Annotated in this window: 13 protein-coding genes; 6 read left to right on the plus strand and 7 right to left on the minus strand. The window is 49.8% G+C overall.

From position 1 onward, the window contains the following. Window positions 1–3: 3 nt before the first annotated feature. From yhdP to csrD, 7 genes are all read right to left on the minus strand, one after another. Window positions 4–3,822, minus strand: a complete 3,819-nt coding sequence (gene yhdP, locus AB3Y96_RS19990; protein WP_367300056.1) for an AsmA2 domain-containing protein YhdP — start codon at window positions 3,820–3,822, stop codon at window positions 4–6. A gap of 42 nt (window positions 3,823–3,864) precedes the next feature. Continuing rightward, the gene (gene rng / locus AB3Y96_RS19995) at window positions 3,865–5,334 is read right to left on the minus strand and encodes a ribonuclease G (RefSeq protein ID WP_040045631.1); all 1,470 of its coding nucleotides are present in this window, start codon (window positions 5,332–5,334) and stop codon (window positions 3,865–3,867) included. Beyond that, the gene (locus tag AB3Y96_RS20000) at window positions 5,324–5,917 is read right to left on the minus strand and encodes a nucleoside triphosphate pyrophosphatase (protein WP_072310181.1); all 594 of its coding nucleotides are present in this window, start codon (window positions 5,915–5,917) and stop codon (window positions 5,324–5,326) included. Before AB3Y96_RS20000 ends, rng begins: the two co-directional genes overlap by 11 nt. Window positions 5,918–5,971: 54 nt before the next feature. Further along, window positions 5,972–6,460, minus strand: a complete 489-nt coding sequence (gene mreD / locus AB3Y96_RS20005) for a rod shape-determining protein MreD (RefSeq protein ID WP_072310182.1) — start codon at window positions 6,458–6,460, stop codon at window positions 5,972–5,974. Next, complete coding sequence (gene mreC, locus AB3Y96_RS20010) at window positions 6,460–7,536, minus strand: rod shape-determining protein MreC (RefSeq protein ID WP_072310183.1); 1,077 nt, start codon at window positions 7,534–7,536, stop codon at window positions 6,460–6,462. The genes mreD and mreC overlap by 1 nt, the downstream gene beginning before the upstream one ends. Before the next feature lie 159 nt (window positions 7,537–7,695). Further along, complete coding sequence (gene mreB / locus AB3Y96_RS20015) at window positions 7,696–8,739, minus strand: rod shape-determining protein MreB (protein WP_012147106.1); 1,044 nt, start codon at window positions 8,737–8,739, stop codon at window positions 7,696–7,698. A 482-nt stretch (window positions 8,740–9,221) separates the two neighbouring features. Continuing rightward, complete coding sequence (gene csrD, locus AB3Y96_RS20020) at window positions 9,222–11,123, minus strand: RNase E specificity factor CsrD (RefSeq protein WP_072310184.1); 1,902 nt, start codon at window positions 11,121–11,123, stop codon at window positions 9,222–9,224. Between the two features lie 257 nt (window positions 11,124–11,380). Between csrD and AB3Y96_RS20025 the strand changes: the two genes are divergently transcribed. From AB3Y96_RS20025 to accC, 6 genes are all read left to right on the plus strand, one after another. Continuing rightward, on the plus strand, window positions 11,381–12,358 hold the full coding sequence (locus AB3Y96_RS20025) for an MDR family oxidoreductase (protein WP_072310185.1): 978 nt from the start codon (window positions 11,381–11,383) through the stop codon (window positions 12,356–12,358). A 162-nt stretch (window positions 12,359–12,520) separates the two neighbouring features. Then, window positions 12,521–13,522 (plus strand): protein-methionine-sulfoxide reductase catalytic subunit MsrP, encoded by a 1,002-nt coding sequence (msrP, locus tag AB3Y96_RS20030; RefSeq protein WP_367300057.1) that lies wholly within the window; start codon window positions 12,521–12,523, stop codon window positions 13,520–13,522. 58 nt (window positions 13,523–13,580) lie between these two features. Next, window positions 13,581–14,180: a protein-methionine-sulfoxide reductase heme-binding subunit MsrQ gene (gene msrQ, locus AB3Y96_RS20035; RefSeq protein WP_367300058.1), complete on the plus strand. Its 600-nt coding sequence runs from the start codon at window positions 13,581–13,583 to the stop codon at window positions 14,178–14,180. Window positions 14,181–14,421: 241 nt separating this feature from the next. Continuing rightward, window positions 14,422–14,874: a type II 3-dehydroquinate dehydratase gene (gene aroQ, locus AB3Y96_RS20040; RefSeq protein WP_072310188.1), complete on the plus strand. Its 453-nt coding sequence runs from the start codon at window positions 14,422–14,424 to the stop codon at window positions 14,872–14,874. A gap of 92 nt (window positions 14,875–14,966) precedes the next feature. Continuing rightward, window positions 14,967–15,425: an acetyl-CoA carboxylase biotin carboxyl carrier protein gene (gene accB / locus AB3Y96_RS20045; protein WP_072310189.1), complete on the plus strand. Its 459-nt coding sequence runs from the start codon at window positions 14,967–14,969 to the stop codon at window positions 15,423–15,425. Between the two features lie 11 nt (window positions 15,426–15,436). Next, window positions 15,437–16,786, plus strand: coding sequence for an acetyl-CoA carboxylase biotin carboxylase subunit (accC, locus tag AB3Y96_RS20050; RefSeq protein WP_072310190.1), 1,350 nt, complete (start codon window positions 15,437–15,439; stop codon window positions 16,784–16,786). The last annotated feature ends 10 nt before the right edge of the window (window positions 16,787–16,796 follow it).

Consider the following 16,796-nt stretch of genomic DNA (forward strand, 5'->3'; position numbering starts at 1 on the left):
GTGCTATTTCTCCTTTGGCTGGCGTAAAACTTCGTTAATGGTTGGGTGATCCAAACTGCCTGTAATGTTGTAGCGTATCAGCGATATTTTATTCCACAACGGTGCCAATACTCTTGATGCAGCAAATACGGCAGCACCGACGACAGGGTTAATGGCAAATGCCGTTGCAACGCCGACGGTAGCTGAAATCTCTGGCGCGATGACCGCCTGCATGTCGATACGACGAGTCACAAGGTTCACGTTACCGTCCATCGCAATATCAGCAGCTAAGCCGTCTACCAGTAAGTCATTGGTGGATAGAATACCATCCTTAAACTTACCATTGCCGCGAATGCTGTCATAGTAGAACCCTTGACCGAAAGTATCGCTAAAATCGAGCTTTAGTTTACGCAGCAAGGCGTCGAAACTCACCAACCGCAGCAGCTGTCCAGCACGACCACCGCCCGCATTATCAATTTCACCTTTCCCCAGCTTACTGCTTAGCGTGCCATTAAGCGAGTTCACCTGTGGCCGCCACGGTTCACCTATCCAGTTCAAATCAAGATGAACATCAAACGGCGAGTTTTTCAGCGGCGAGCTAAAGCCAAAATAGTCACTGCTGGTGGTAATGTTGGCACCTTTAACCCGCACTTTCAGCCAAGTATGATCCTTGCTGTTGCTTTGGTTCCACATTCCGCTGAGCGTAACTTTGGTATTTCCAGTATCAACTAAACCATTTTTCAACATCAGCTGATCGCCGTTCGGTGTTAAATCCGCATTAACCTGACGTAGGCGCTGTCCCATCATCCAGCAGTCTTGGCAACGCAGAATCATGCTTGGCCACTGACTAAAGGAGACTCGTTCAACGGCCGGCGGCGTTGCTGGCGCATCGCTGCTAGCTGGAGAGCCAGAACTTGGAGAGTCAGTGTCCCATTGTGGGTTGTAATATAGATAGGCCACGTTGGCACGTAACACGTTGTTATTATCTAAATCAGCTTCACCGTTAATTTCACGCCCTTTCGCACTGATATGCGTGCCATTCGCCAGCTTTGAAGCCGAAACGGTCAACTGATGCCACGCTTGCCCCGCTAAAATTAATTGTGGCGTGGTGAGGTTAACCTGCTGCGGATAGCTGAAGTTTGAAGCTGCGGTTCCTGCCTTCTCACCCAGTGCAGGAGCCAGCGCCGCGAGCCACTCTTCGCCATCAAGAGCCGGCAGATTCAGCGTTAGTGATTCGCTTTCAGGCAACGCAGGTATTTTACGACTGTCGTCGCTCCATGCCGCGCGTGCCAGCTTCACTCCGTGTTTCTGCAGGATGAATTGGCTATTAAAGTGGTTTTTCGGCCCCAAATTCCCGGTCAGCATGAAACCATTTAAATCGCCTTTGGCATTAATCACCAACGGCAATGTCTGACCATTTGGTTTATCTAGCGGTGACGGTAAGTGACTGCTTACATTTTTTAGATCGGCATTAACTTGAATGTCATACGATGGATGGCCTTTATGCGGCAACTTAATCGCCACTTTTGTATTCCAAGGCGCTGAACCGGCAACGTCTTTCGCTAACGCGGACGGCATCCACGGCAGCTTCGCAGGCTGCCAATCAGCGTTCAGCGCAACATCTACGCCAAAGTCCTGCACGCCTTCCGCCGTTGAGAAGGTAAAGTTTACCGGTTGACCAAACCAAGCGGCATTCATCGGGCTACTGGTTAAGTTGCCATTATCGAAATGCAGCGAACCATTGAGCTGGGTAAAGGTGCTATCCAGCGGTTTGATCAGCAAGGAGTTATTCTTAAAAGCAACGTCACCGGTGGCTCGGGTTTCTTTACCATCCAACGGGATATCAAGATGTAAGCGCCCACTGACATCGCCGCCCACTTCCAATTCGTCCAAGGCTGCGCCCACAGAATCAGCTAATGGCGATGTTTTAAAGTATTCATGAACGGCCTTGCCAGAACCTGCCACCTTCGCGTCAACGAGCAGCTTTTCTTTCTGGTAAACAGGAATTACGGCGGTGATATCCGTTCCATCAACGGCACCTAACTTAGTGTGCGGCGCATTCATCCACAGGCCATCGTTGAGAAAATTCAAATCGATAGCGAGATTACTCAGTGGCTCCCAGTTTGGCTGGAAGCGGAAAGTCGCATCACGAAGGGGAACAAAGACTTGGAACTGCCCTTCATTATGCTGATAAGGGAAATAATGCGGATTTCCAGCGTAGACCAGCGTGGCATTGTCCACCTTGCCGCCTTCCAATGCACCGGTGAGATAGTCAACCAAATGCGTGCCCATCAAAGGTTCAGGGAAATAGCGCCACGCCTGTGCCGCGTCATACAGGCGGATCCCCGATAAGATGCTCAGCCACGGCTGACCTTCTTTAGGGTGCTGGTAATTAAACTCACCGGTCGCCCACAAAGACTTCGCCTGTACGTCAAGATTGTCACCCGACAGCGACCAGCCTTTGTCATTGTTAATAAACGTGGCGAAGCCGCTGGCGTGACTCACTTCGAGCGGCGCTCGGAACATATCACCATATGGCAGCAAGCTGTCTTTCAACCTGAATTGCAGGCCCGCATTCATCGCACTGCCTGATACACTGCCGTTGAAATGATTGACGCCAGGCAGCAATTTCCACGGCTGCCAGCTGACGTCTTGCCATGCCCCGATAAACCGTGCTCGCTCAGGCTGTTGCAACGGAATATCAACACCCGCGTACTCGATATGGCCCTTGGGGCGAATATCGTCCCAGCGCCCTAAGGCATCAGGCGTAAGAAACGCCAGAGTAGGCAAAATAGGTCCAATGCGTTCTAACTGTAAATCTGTCGCGCGCAGGCGCAGTTCTTCAGGCTGGTCGGGGCCGATAAAATGGGTATTTTCAGGGCGGTACATGGCGCTCAACGAGCCTTTCGGCCATGCAACGCCATCGGTGCTCAAATTAAGCTGCGGGATATCAAACGTCCAACCGCCGGCAATACGCCCAACCTGTAGCGTAAGATTATCCACCGTCAGTTCATGTTGCTTATCTGCCGTGCTCCAATTGGCCTCACCCTGTTTTAATAACAGATGCCCGCCTTGGATTTCGCCATCGGTCACGGTTAGCCAAGATGCTAAGCTGAATCGCGCGCTATGCAAACCGGTATTGCGGTTTACCCAGCGGCTCAGCCACGGCTTCATCTCTATCTCATCGGCCTGCAAATAAACGGTGCCATCGCTGAGCAAGCCGTTTTTGTCATGCAGATCCATTCTGACCTGCATATTGCCGTGCTGACCTTCCGGCGTGGAGAACATGACCTGGCCTTCAGCGCGGTGGCGCGTCGCGGTGTTTAACCATGTCAGATTAGGGATTTCAAGCTGGATGCGCGGGCCCGACGGGCTTGGAAAGGTGATCTTGCTGTCACGCAGGATAAAGTGGTCAAACTGGTAAAGGAAGATATCCGTAATACCATCACTTTCGATGCCCTTTGAATCGGACGAAGAACCGCTTAAAGGCTCATTGCTATCGGCCTGTAAGTGGTAAAAAGTGAGATCGCGAAACTGCCAACGCCAATGTAATAGAGACTGCCAAACATCCAGCGCAACGGTCACGCGCTGAATGCTGATATTGCCTTTTGGCTGCACCACGGAAATATTACGCGCTTCCAGCGTAGGGCCAAAGGACTGCCAGTTTGCATCCAGCGCGCCGATTTTTACCGGTACACCAGTATACTGTTCAACCTTTTCAACAATCTGCGGGCGAAATGTTTCAAGATGAGGCAGAGCCAAGCGCAGGCCACTCACTATCAGCGCCACCAGAACAATCAATGCCACCAGTGTCGCTAGTAAGTATCCAGACAGTCGCCTCACGCTCTTCTCCTTGAAATCATAATCGTAAGCTGAGCGTTCAAATCACATCATAACCACGTCGAATTGCTCTTGGTTGTAAAGCGGCTCAATTTGTACTTTGACCTGTTTACCCACAAAAATCTCCACCTCAGCCAAAGAATGAGATTCTTCGCTTTTCAGCGCTTCGCCAACGGCAGGTGACGCATAAACCAAGAATCGGTCGCTATCGTAAGCATGATGCACACGCACGATCTCACGCAAAATCTCGTAGCATACGGTTTCGACGGTTTTCACCGTTCCACGCCCGCGACAGGTTGGACAGTCGCTGCACAGTACATGCTCTATGCTTTCGCGCGTTCTTTTGCGCGTCATTTCCACTAATCCTAGCTGGGAAAAACCGTTTATGCTGGTTTTCGCGCGATCTTTGCTCAGCGCCTGCTCTAACGAATGCAACACGCGGCGGCGGTGATCTTCACTGCTCATATCAATGAAATCAATGATGATAATGCCACCTAAATTGCGCAACCGCAGCTGACGAGCAATCGCCTGAGTCGCCTCAACGTTGGTGTTGAAAATGGTTTCATCCAGATTGCGATGCCCCACAAACGCACCGGTATTTATATCCACCGTCGTCATGGCTTCAGTTTGATCGATGATCAAATAGCCACCCGATTTTAGCTCAACGCGGCGATCGAGCGAGCGCTGGATCTCGTTCTCAACGTCATAGAGATCGAAAATAGGCTGCTTGCCCGTATACAACTCGAGCTTAGACGTCATCTCCGGAATGTACTCACGGGTAAATTCGGTCAATGAATCAAAATTCAGGCGTGAATCAACACGGATGCGATCTAACGCGGCACCAGCAAAATCACGCAATACGCGATGCGCTAAGGCCAATTCGCCATACAGCTTACATTTGGTTTTATTACGACGCTTGCGTTCCATCACTTTGGTCCACAAACGTTTTAAAAATGCGGCATCTTGTGCCAATTCTTCGTCATCAATACCTTCCGCCGCCGTGCGGATAATAAAACCGCCCTGCTCATCACAGTATTCAGAAACGATGGACTTCAAACGATTACGTTCTGCTTCACCTTCAATACGCTGAGAGACGCCAACGTGGCTCGCACCTGGCATAAAGACCAGATAACGAGAAGGCAGCGTAATATCCGTGGTCAGGCGTGCGCCTTTCGTACCGAGGGGATCTTTGACAACTTGAACCATCAGGTCTTGTCCCTGACGAACCAGTTCAGCAATATCACGTACGTGGAAGTTTTTTTGCTCATCACCCGCCACGCATTCGGTGTGCGGCATGATGTCCGAGGCATGTAGAAATGCCGCTTTATCTAATCCAATGTCGACAAAAGCCGCCTGCATGCCGGGAAGTACACGGCTGACGCGCCCTTTGTAAATATTACCCACGATGCCACGCTTAGATTCGCGCTCAATATGGATTTCTTGCAGGATCCCACCGTCAATATAGGCGACCCGTGTTTCTGAAGGTGTAACGTTAACTAGCAATTCAGCTGTCATGGTCTCTCCTCACGTCCCGTAACGCCATAAACTGTTTAAGTAGCTCTTGTGTTTCTACTAACGGTAGTCCCATTACGGCATGATAACTACCGGTAATAGATCTTACGAAGCAGCCACCTTTTCCTTGTATCCCGTATGCACCCGCTTTATCCATGGGTTCGCCGCTGGCGATATAGTCGTGAATATCTTGTTCGCTGAGAGATCGAAATGTCACGTCTGTTACCACATGACAATATAACTGATGCTGCTTATCCGCCAATGAAACCGCGGTAATCACCTGATGAGTTTGCCCTGATAGCTGGCGCAGCATTTGTGCCGCATGAGCCTCATTTTTAGGTTTTTCTAGTACGGCACCCTCTAACACAACGATAGTGTCGGCACCCAGCACCGGCTTATCTTCTGGCGCGGCGGCAACGCCAGCACGCGCTTTATCCTGTGCCAAACGGCAAACGTATTCCAATGGCGCTTCTTCTGGCTGGCGCTGTTCTTCCACATCGATAATCAGGCGCTCGAAGGGAATATCCATTAACGCTAATAATTCACGACGGCGCGGCGATCCAGATCCCAGATAGATAGAGTCCATTGATAATTCTCGTTGTATCTCGTTATAAATAAATGAGCTTTACCCTAAGGTAAATTATTGCACCGCAAAACGACGACGAACTTTGCGCATCAGCAAGAACAGCCACGGCCACAGCACGCCGTTAACCACACTACTCCAGAACACCTCTGGACGGAAAGAGGCATTTGCCACAACAAATTCGCCCCAGAAAACAACAACGTCCATGGCTGCCGTGAGTAATACCACCATCAGGGCCTGCTGCCAGAGTGCCATATTGCGGAATAGTTGGAACTTGAATGCAACTAAATACGCCAACAGGCTGAACGCTAAAGCGCGAACGCCAAGCGTGGAGCCTAAAATGAGATCCCAGATCAGGCCCAGCACAAACCCAGTGCCAACGTTAACCCGGTGTGGCAACGCCATCACCCAGTAAATCAGGAACAAGGCTAACCAATTAGGCCGGAACATCATCAGTTCGTCCGGCCACGGCATTATTTGCAATACGAATGCCAGCAGAAAGAATAACCAAATAACCCACCGTCCTTGGCTACGATATCCAGACATTAACGACCTCCTTGCGTGCGAGCAGGAAGCGTTGTTGCAGAAGGCGAAACCGCAGGAGTGGCTGAGCGGGTAGCGTTATTGGCAGAGGCTGCTGGCGCTACGGGAGTCGTGCCCGGCGGCGTGATACCTGCGGCTGGCGCGGGTTGTTGAGGCCCCATTTCTGACGGCGTCGGTAATACCTGCGGCATCATCTGCATTAAACGTTCATTGGCAACGCGATGCACTTCATCTGGCGGCAGCGGCATAGTGCCATTGCGATCGGCGCCCCACAGCAGCAGCAGATAGCGCAAACGCTGGAGTCCCGCGGTTGGACGCGCCTTAATCACGGTATAAGCACGTTGGTTATCCACTTTAACCGAGGAAACAACGGCAACCGGGTAGCCTTCGGGGAAGCGTCCACCCAAACCGGATGTCACTAAGACATCACCGACGCGAATGTCAGTATTGGCAGGAAGATGCTCAAGCTGGAGATCGTCAGTACAACCGTTACCCGCGGCTAGCACGCGAATGTCATTGCGTAACACCTGAATAGGCAAAGCATGTGAAGCATTACAGATTAGCAATACCCGGCTAGACAGTTTGCCGACGGCAACAACCTGACCGACTACGCCTTTATCACTGATGATAGGCTGACCAAAATAAACGCCGCTGTTGCTGCCTTTATCTATCACCACCTGATCGCTATACGGATCGGGTAATGTGGAAATGACCTGCGTCACCATTTTGTGCTCATCCTGACGCAGCGGCGATCCCAACAGCTCACGCAGACGGGCATTTTCTTGTTTGAACTGACCGAGTAACAGGGTATCGCTATTTTTTAATAGGAGTTCTTGGCGTAATGCCCTGTTTTCCAGTTCCAATTGTTCGCGGGTGGCCAACGTGCTTGAAACGTTGTCCAGGATCTGACGAGGTCCATTTGACAGATAATAAAAAGGACTAACGGCGGTATCAAGGTAGCTACGAATCTGCAGAAAAGTGCCAAAACGGCTATCTGCAATTACTAATCCAATAGCAACAACCACCGCCAGAAAAAGTCGGAGTTGCAGAGAAGGGCCTCTGCTAAATATGGGCTTCATAAAATTGCGTTATCCTCGACAGCAGGGAAACAGGCAAGCGTTTCCCGAGCGGTTTTAGCGATTCCACGATGCACAACCACCGGCTTGGGAATTCCCAATCCGGTGGCAAACACGTGGCATCACCGGCAAGCAGGAGCCAAGCTCCTACCTACAGGCCGATTATTCTTCGCTGAACAAATCACCGCCATGCATATCGATCATTTCCAACGCTTTACCACCACCACGCGCCACACAGGTCAGCGGGTCTTCGGCAACAACAACTGGAATACCGGTTTCTTCCATCAGCAGACGGTCTAAGTTGCGCAGCAGTGCGCCACCGCCGGTCAGAACCATACCGCGTTCGGAAATATCAGAAGCCAATTCTGGTGGACACTGTTCCAGAGCAACCATCACCGCGCTTACGATGCCGGTCAGAGGCTCTTGCAGAGCTTCCAGGATTTCGTTGGAATTCAGCGTGAAGCCACGAGGAACACCTTCAGCCAGGTTACGACCACGAACTTCGATTTCGTGAACTTCATCACCTGGGTAAGCAGAACCGATGCCGTGTTTGATGCGTTCGGCGGTTGCTTCACCAATCAGTGAGCCATAGTTACGACGCACATAATTAATGATAGCTTCATCGAAGCGGTCACCACCGATACGTACAGAAGAAGAGTAAACCACGCCATTAAGGGAGATAACGGCCACTTCAGTGGTACCACCACCGATATCCACCACCATTGAGCCGGTAGCTTCAGAAACTGGCAAGCCTGCGCCAATTGCCGCCGCCATGGGTTCTTCAATCAAGAAGACCTCACGAGCACCTGCGCCCTGCGCAGATTCACGGATTGCACGACGTTCAACCTGCGTGGCGCCAACCGGCACACACACCAAGACACGCGGACTTGGACGCATAAAGCTGTTGCTATGCACCTGTTTGATAAAGTGCTGAAGCATTTTTTCAGTCACGAAGAAATCGGCAATAACACCGTCTTTCATTGGACGAATCGCGGCAATATTACCTGGCGTACGGCCCAGCATTTGCTTAGCTTCATGCCCTACCGCAGCAACGCTTTTTGGAGAGCCTGCGCGGTCCTGACGAATCGCCACTACGGACGGTTCGTTCAATACAATGCCTTGTCCTTTCACATAAATCAGGGTATTGGCTGTACCCAAGTCGATGGACAAGTCATTTGAAAACATGCCACGAAATTTCTTAAACATAACTGAAGGATAATCCTGAAAGCTGGGGGCGAAAAATAAAATCCGCCTACTTTACCAACCACGCGAAGCAGCGACAAGGCGCAAAAACGTCCTACTTCGGTGAAAATTTACACCATGTTTGAGATTCAATGAATTAGGCCTACAGGTCAGAGAAATAACAGCACAATCTCACCTTCAGCGGCCACAGAAACACCACGCCGGTAATTCGTTGAACGGTAAAACACAGCACACATGAGCTTTGAATCTGACCGACAGACAATATTTGACCAATAGACAACCTATTGCATTTGACCAATAGACAACCTATTGCTGAACAGTTTCGATGCATTAATGCACCGAATACTGCGGACGGTCTTTTGTATCAATCGGCAGGTGGTCACTAACGTTAGCACCTACCAACTATGAATGACTTGGTCGCGCGCTATTCTACGTGAATTTCACGCGACAAAAAGGCCAATTTATTGCCGATGTGAATATTTTTTTTACACACGACTAACAGGCCTTGGTTTTGCAAAAAAATCTCCTTGGCCACCGGCGATCCCTTTGTCTTTTAGTACCTGCCATTCTTCTTTAGTTCGCACTCCTGCGGCAAAAACCTGTGCCGACGTGCCTTCACACGCGCCCGTCAAGCTCTGAACAAACAGCTGATTTTCTACGCGCTTATGGATATTACGAACCAAGCCAGGATGAAGTTTTACCAACGTCACCTGCAATTGCTTGATATAAGAAGTGCTAACCACTTTGAGTCCCGCTTGAGAAATAACAATGTGGCAACCCAAACCTTGCAGCAAGCGCACGACAGGACGCAAACGGTCAATATGCTGGCTTACATCTGCTTCAATCAGTTCAAAGAAAATACGCTGGCGAAGCGATTTTTCACTCTGAAGCAGCGTGTCGCGCAGCCAACGTTGAAAACTGCGCTGTAATAATGAGTCAATACTAACCGGAAAGGCCAGTTTCTCAGCAGAAAAATGACGCAATAAAGGAATAATCTGAAGCAGCATCTGCCGGTCATAGCTTTCAGCCATGCCAAGCTGTTGAACAAGCGGATAATATTCAGCGCTGGGTAGTGCCTGGCTACCGTCGTAAATATAAGGAAGAATATCGTGATGATGCACTTCTCCACTCACGCTGATCGCTTCTTTTTGCAATAACGTTGGGCCACCTCGCGCAAGCGTTTGTTCTAACAACGTCCGCCACTTCACGCTGCCTCGCACCACTTCCGGCACGGGATTACTATCAATAAACCAGCCATTGCTGCCCTGCAGCACTGCGTTGCGTGCGGCTTGCTCGGCCTGATCCATAACCTGCTCGGTGCTTTGCCCATAATGATAAAGGCTAATCCCGATATGCAGCACTTCCTCACTATCGATACCATTGGCAGGAGGAATGGCACTTACCGAACTAATTAGCTGTGATGCAAATCCCTCGGCTTCTTTTAGCGATCGATGAGGAAGCAAAACGGCAAAATTATTTTGGAAATAGCGGGCTAATAGCCCAGATGGATAACGCATGACCGACGTCGATAACATATTCACCAGCGAATAGCGGTATTCTTCACGCTCGCGTTTACCTTGTAGACCCGCCATCGATTCCCAATCCGGCACGCGGATCACCATCACCACCCCGTGTGCTCCTTCATCTTCCAGCTGCGTCGTTAGCTGATTATCAAAAAAGAGACGGTTATTGAGCCCGGTACGAGAGTCCTGCGCCGCAAAGGCGCGGATCAAGGTATCCACACGGCCGCGCTCTTCTCGAGCATCGGCAAGGTCTGAAAGCAGACGATCGATGGCGCTGCTGGCGTTAGGCGGAAACTCATGCACGTCGCCACGCACCGCATTTTCACGTTCACCACCCAAGATTTTACGCGCTCGCCGTTCTAGCTTTTCAAGTCCCAGCGTTTGTTCACGTAGCCAGCGATAGCTAAATAGCAGCACCAAAACCATCAGACCAATAGAAACCGTCACGGGGAACATGGTTTCCAGTGAACGCGTATAGCTAGCCGTGGGATCGATATACGCCATTTTTAGGCTATAACCTGGATGGTGCATTAAAGGCGCTTCAACATAGCGCTGATTAATCAGAGTATCCCACGCGTTGTAGGTGGTCGGTAATTTAAGCTGATAGACCTGATGAGAATTATTCTGAATGATGATTTCATTCACGCCAGATGAGCGCATCACCACCGGCAGCCATTTTTTGATAATGCTGCGTTGCTCGGTCAACAAAAGCTGATCAATAGTCGTGGCGAGTGCATTAAGCTGGTTTTCAGCTCGATGATGGCTTTGATTGAAAAAACTGTATGTACTTCCCAGCAACATAAGCAACATCGCCAATGCAACTAAGACCGTAATAAATGCAAACAACTTGGTTGTGATACGCATCCCTGTCAGTACCCACCTATATAATGTAACTTAGCCGTAAATTTGGCTCCCAAGCGCCTTTCCATTGCGCACATCAACATCCTAAGAGCTTCATTGCTCTATATCAAAGACAACTTTTGAAATTATTCACACACTGATTAATCTATTAGCATAGCGAATTCCTAATTAATCTGAGACGACTTTTGTCAATGAATGAGGCGTCTCACGGTATTTTCTCGATCTTTTGGCAATTTAATGACCTCAACGAGGGCTCCCGAATGAAAGCTTTAGTGCTTGAACAAATTGATGGCAAAACCGTTGCCAATATTCAGACTCTGAAAACTGACGATCTCCCCGCGGGAGATGTTCTCGTTGATGTCCAGTGGTCCAGCCTTAACTATAAAGACGCACTGGCGATCACCGGTAAAGGCAAAATTATCCGTAATTTCCCGATGGTTCCCGGCATTGATTTTGCGGGTACCGTCCATCATAGCGAAGATCCGCGTTTCCATATTGGTCAATCCGTGATCCTCACAGGATGGGGCGTGGGAGAAAATCATTGGGGCGGCTTATCTGAACAGGCTCGTGTCAACAGTGAGTGGCTCGTTGCATTACCTCAAGGATTGGATGCACGTAAGGCCATGATTATTGGTACCGCTGGTTTTACCGCCATGCTGTGCGTTATGGCTCTGGAAGAGGGTGGTGTGACACCGGAAAGCGGTGAAATTCTGGTTACAGGCGCCAGCGGTGGCGTGGGCAGTACCGCCATTGCGTTGCTGACTCGCTTGGGCTATCACGTTGTTGCCGTGAGCGGTCGTGATAGTAATGAAGAATATTTAAAATCGCTGGGCGCAGAGCGTGTTCTGCCGCGCAGTGAGTTCACCGCCGACAGTCGACCATTAGAGAAACAAATTTGGGCTGGTGCGATTGATACCGTTGGCGACAAAGTGCTGGCGAAAGTCTTAGCTCAAATGGATTACAACAGTACGGTTGCTGCCTGTGGGTTAGCCGGTGGTTATCAGTTACCCACAACCGTGATGCCATTCATTTTGCGTAATGTACGTTTGCAAGGTGTTGATTCCGTCATGACGCCACACCAGCGCCGCACCCAAGCATGGGAACGTTTGGCTGATTTACTGCCAGAAAGTTTCTATGAACACGCATCGACGGAAGTCGCACTGGAAAAAGCCGCAGAAGCCGCCGCTGCATTGATTGATAACAAAGTAACAGGCCGAACCTTAGTGAAAGTTCGCTAAGCACCTCTTTTTCTATCTAACGCCAAACAGTTCCCTCTCCAGCCAAAGAGAGGGAACAATCACTATTTATAACAATTTCGTGATATTCCTCCATTACGCGCAATTCCTGCCATCATGTTTTTCAACAGCGACGATAATTAAGAAAAACAAGAGGCATCGATCATGACTAAATTTCCAAGATTCACTGAATCAGATGTCACGCCGGAGAGCGTGTTTCAGCAACGCCGCAGCGTGCTCAAGGCATTAGGCATTACCGCTGCATCTTTAGCACTTCCTCATGCCGCTCAAGCCGACCTTCTCTCGTGGTTTAAAGGCCACGATCGCCCAGCGGCTCCGGCTGGCAAAGCGTTGAAATTTACCCAACCGGCTGAGTACCAAGCAAAGCTCGCACTCACGCCGGAAGACAAGGTGACTGGCTATAACAATTTTTATGAGTTCGGCCTAGATAAAGCCGATCCCGCCGCCAATGCCGGAACATTAAAAACCGAAGGCTGGAAAATTCGCATCGACGGCGAAGTCGCCAAGCCGCTCACGCTCGATATGGACGACATTTATAAGCACTTCGCCTTAGAAGAACGAATTTATCGGATGCGCTGCGTTGAGGCTTGGTCGATGGTGGTGCCGTGGGTAGGGTTTGAGCTGGGAAAATTGCTAAAAATGGCGGAACCCACCAGCAAAGCTCGCTACGTGGCGTTTCAAACCATTTATGACCCTGACAACATGCCGGGGCAAAAAGATCGTTTTATCGGCGGTGGGCTTAAATATCCCTACATTGAAGGTCTGCGTTTAGATGAAGCAATGCATCCACTCACCATGATCACCACGGGCGTTTACGGTAAAGCGCTACCGCCACAAAACGGTGCCCCTCTGCGCCTTACCGTGCCGTGGAAATATGGATTCAAAGGGATTAAGTCGATTGTCAGTATCCGCTTAACTCACGATGAGCCGCCGACAACCTGGAATGCCAGCGCACCGGACGAATATGGCTTCTATGCCAACGTGAATCCACACGTCGATCATCCGCGCTGGTCACAGGCCAGCGAACGTTTTATTGGCTCAGGCGGCATTTTGGACGTTAAACGCCAGCCAACACTGCTTTTTAATGGCTATGCCGATCAGGTCGCATCGCTCTATCAAGGTATGGATCTCAGGAAATTTTTCTAACCCAATGTGCCCAAGATGATTCATTAGGGGTCAATAGTTCGAGGTCAAAAGCCCAAACATGAAAAGACTCACGCTCAAACAGATAAAGATAGTCAAAGTGCTGATCTGGCTAGCGGCGAGCCTGCCGCTGCTCTGGTTAATATTCGCGACCACACAGGGGCTACTGAGTGCCGATCCCGCTAAAGATATTCAGCATTTCACCGGCAGAATGGCGCTAAAACTGCTGCTGGCCACCCTGCTTATTTCTCCGCTGGCGCGCTACGGAAAACAACCGTTGCTGATTCGCTGCCGCCGTTTGCTCGGAGTTTGGTGTTTTGTTTGGGCATCAATTCACTTAGCCAGCTATACAATTCTGGAACTTGGGTTAGACTTCACCCTGCTGGGCAGTGAGTTGATCAAGCGACCTTATCTCACCTTAGGTATCATCAGTTGGCTGATTTTATTTGCTTTAACGGTGACATCCACCCAGTGGGCAATGCGAAAAATGGGTTCTGGCTGGCAGAAATTACATAATTTTGTCTATATTGTGGCCATCCTAGCGCCGATTCACTACCTGTGGTCGGTGAAAACGCTCTCACCATTGCCTATTTTTTATGCGATTGGAGCGATTATATTGTTAGCATTCCGTTATCAGAAAATTCGCCAATGGTGGCGGTAACGGTTGGAACTTATTAGTATTTTTCTATCCAAATTCATTCAACGTGTTTCTATCTAGCGAAGTTGGTAGTTGAATATCTTCGCTGATTCGACCAGTATTTAGCTGCTAATTGCCACGAAATCATTATAATGCCCGACCTTATACGCAGATCTGTGCCACAAATTGACACAGAAAAGGTGACAAGTCGGTGACATAGGGTTATTTTGACGATGATCGTCTGATTGCCGGAGATAGCAGCACAATGGCAGATAAGTTCAACATTTTGCTTTTAAACGGTCCTAACCTGAATTTGTTAGGAACACGTGAGCCAGACAAATACGGCAGCACCACGTTGCCAGAAATTGTCAGCCATTTAGAACAGGCCGCCGATGCGCTGAACGTTTCACTCAGTCATTTGCAGTCTAATGCTGAATTTGAGCTTATCGATCGTATTCATGCTGCCCGAGGCAACACGGACTTCATTCTGATCAACCCTGCGGCATTTACGCATACCAGCGTAGCACTCCGCGATGCACTATTGGCAGTTCAAATCCCGTTTATCGAGATCCATCTGTCAAACGTGCACGCACGCGAGCCTTTTCGTCATCACTCCTATCTGTCCGATATCGCTATTGGTGTTATCTGCGGCTTGGGTGCAGATGGATACGAATTCGCCCTGCAGGCGGCAGTTAACCGCCTGAAAAAATTTAACTAAGGATGTCATCCCGGTCGATCCGAACCTAGGGTTTAGATTCAGACGGATGAGCATCTATATTCTACGTAACAACAAAGAGTACGGAATCACACATGGATATTCGTAAAATCAAAAAACTGATCGAACTGGTTGAAGAATCTGGCATTTCTGAGCTGGAAATCTCTGAAGGTGAAGAATCAGTACGCATTAGTCGTGCCCCAGCAGCAGGCAGCATGCCTATGATGCAGCCTTACTATGCAGCACCTGCGCAAGCGGCAGCTCCAGTAGCAGCAGCGCCTGCAGCAGCACCTGTAGCAGAAGCTCCGGCAGCGATTAGCGGTCACATTGTACGTTCTCCGATGGTCGGTACTTTCTACCGTACTCCAAGCCCAGATGCGAAAGCGTTTGTTGAAGTGGGCCAAAAAGTAAATGTTGGCGATCCACTGTGCATCGTAGAAGCAATGAAAATGATGAACCAGATTGAAGCCGACAAATCCGGTGTGGTGAAAGCCATCCTGCTGGAAAACGGCCAACCGGTTGAATTTGACGAGCCTCTGGTCGTCATCGAATAACGAGGCGAGTCATGCTAGATAAAATTGTTATCGCCAACCGTGGTGAAATTGCCCTGCGTATCCTGCGCGCTTGTAAAGAGCTGGGAATTAAAACCGTAGCAGTTCACTCCACGGCTGACCGCGATCTAAAACACGTGCTGCTGGCAGACGAAACCGTCTGTATCGGCCCTGCACAGTCAGTCAAAAGCTATTTAAATATCCCTGCAATTATCTCTGCGGCTGAAATTACTGGCGCAGTGGCGATTCACCCGGGTTATGGCTTCCTGTCTGAAAACGCCGACTTTGCTGAGCAAATCGAGCGTTCTGGCTTTATCTTTATCGGCCCACGCGCTGAAACTATCCGCCTGATGGGTGACAAAGTTTCCGCGATTAGCGCGATGAAAAAAGCAGGTGTTCCGTGCGTACCGGGTTCTGACGGCCCATTGGGCGACGATATGGTGAAGAACAAAGCCATCGCCAAACGCATCGGTTACCCAGTGATCATCAAAGCCTCTGGCGGCGGCGGCGGACGCGGTATGCGTGTTGTTCGCGGTGATAAAGATCTGGAACAATCCATTATCATGACGAAAGCGGAAGCCAAAGCGGCTTTCAACAACGACATGGTTTACATGGAGAAGTATCTGGAAAACCCACGCCACATCGAAATTCAGGTGCTGGCAGACGGTCAAGGCAACGCGATCTATCTGGCTGAACGTGACTGCTCGATGCAGCGTCGTCACCAGAAAGTGGTCGAAGAAGCACCAGCACCAGGCATCACGCCTGAACTACGTCGCTACATCGGCGAACGTTGTTCTAAAGCTTGTGTAGATATCAACTACCGCGGCGCAGGTACTTTCGAGTTCCTGTTCGAAAACGGCGAGTTCTATTTCATCGAAATGAACACCCGTATTCAGGTTGAACATCCAGTGACCGAAATGATCACCGGCGTCGATCTGATTAAAGAACAGCTGCGCATCGCTGCAGGACAGCCTCTGTCTATCAAACAGCACGAAGTTCAGGTTCGCGGTCATGCGGTAGAATGCCGTATCAACGCCGAAGACTCTGATACCTTCCTGCCAAGCCCGGGTAAAATTACGCGCTTCCACGCACCGGGTGGCTTTGGCGTTCGTTGGGAATCCCATATCTACGCGGGCTACACTGTACCTCCGTACTATGATTCCATGATTGGTAAGCTTATCTGCTACGGTGAAAACCGTGACGTGGCTATCGCTCGCATGAAGAATGCGTTAGCGGAACTGATCATCGACGGCATCAAAACCAACGTTGAGCTGCAACAAAAGATTATGAGTGACGAGAACTTCCAACACGGCGGTACCAACATTCATTATCTGGAGAAAAAACTCGGTTTGCAGGAAAAATAACTGCACGTGA

This window comes from Hafnia alvei (assembly GCF_964063325.1).
Classification (GTDB): Bacteria; Pseudomonadota; Gammaproteobacteria; order Enterobacterales; family Enterobacteriaceae; genus Hafnia; species Hafnia alvei_B.

Bases quoted from the DNA above. Each gene is read 5' to 3' on its own strand.
- rng (WP_040045631.1), bottom strand. From the start codon at position 5,334: ATGACAGCTGAATTGCTAGTTAACGTTACACCTTCAGAAACACGGGTC.
- AB3Y96_RS20000 (WP_072310181.1), bottom strand. From the start codon at position 5,917: ATGGACTCTATCTATCTGGGATCTGGATCGCCGCGCCGTCGTGAATTA.
- mreD (WP_072310182.1), bottom strand. From the start codon at position 6,460: ATGTCTGGATATCGTAGCCAAGGACGGTGGGTTATTTGGTTATTCTTT.
- mreC (WP_072310183.1), bottom strand. From the start codon at position 7,536: ATGAAGCCCATATTTAGCAGAGGCCCTTCTCTGCAACTCCGACTTTTT.
- mreB (WP_012147106.1), bottom strand. From the start codon at position 8,739: ATGTTTAAGAAATTTCGTGGCATGTTTTCAAATGACTTGTCCATCGAC.
- csrD (WP_072310184.1), bottom strand. From the start codon at position 11,123: ATGCGTATCACAACCAAGTTGTTTGCATTTATTACGGTCTTAGTTGCA.
- AB3Y96_RS20025 (WP_072310185.1), top strand. From the start codon at position 11,381: ATGAAAGCTTTAGTGCTTGAACAAATTGATGGCAAAACCGTTGCCAAT.
- msrP (WP_367300057.1), top strand. From the start codon at position 12,521: ATGACTAAATTTCCAAGATTCACTGAATCAGATGTCACGCCGGAGAGC.
- msrQ (WP_367300058.1), top strand. From the start codon at position 13,581: ATGAAAAGACTCACGCTCAAACAGATAAAGATAGTCAAAGTGCTGATC.
- aroQ (WP_072310188.1), top strand. From the start codon at position 14,422: ATGGCAGATAAGTTCAACATTTTGCTTTTAAACGGTCCTAACCTGAAT.
- accB (WP_072310189.1), top strand. From the start codon at position 14,967: ATGGATATTCGTAAAATCAAAAAACTGATCGAACTGGTTGAAGAATCT.
- accC (WP_072310190.1), top strand. From the start codon at position 15,437: ATGCTAGATAAAATTGTTATCGCCAACCGTGGTGAAATTGCCCTGCGT.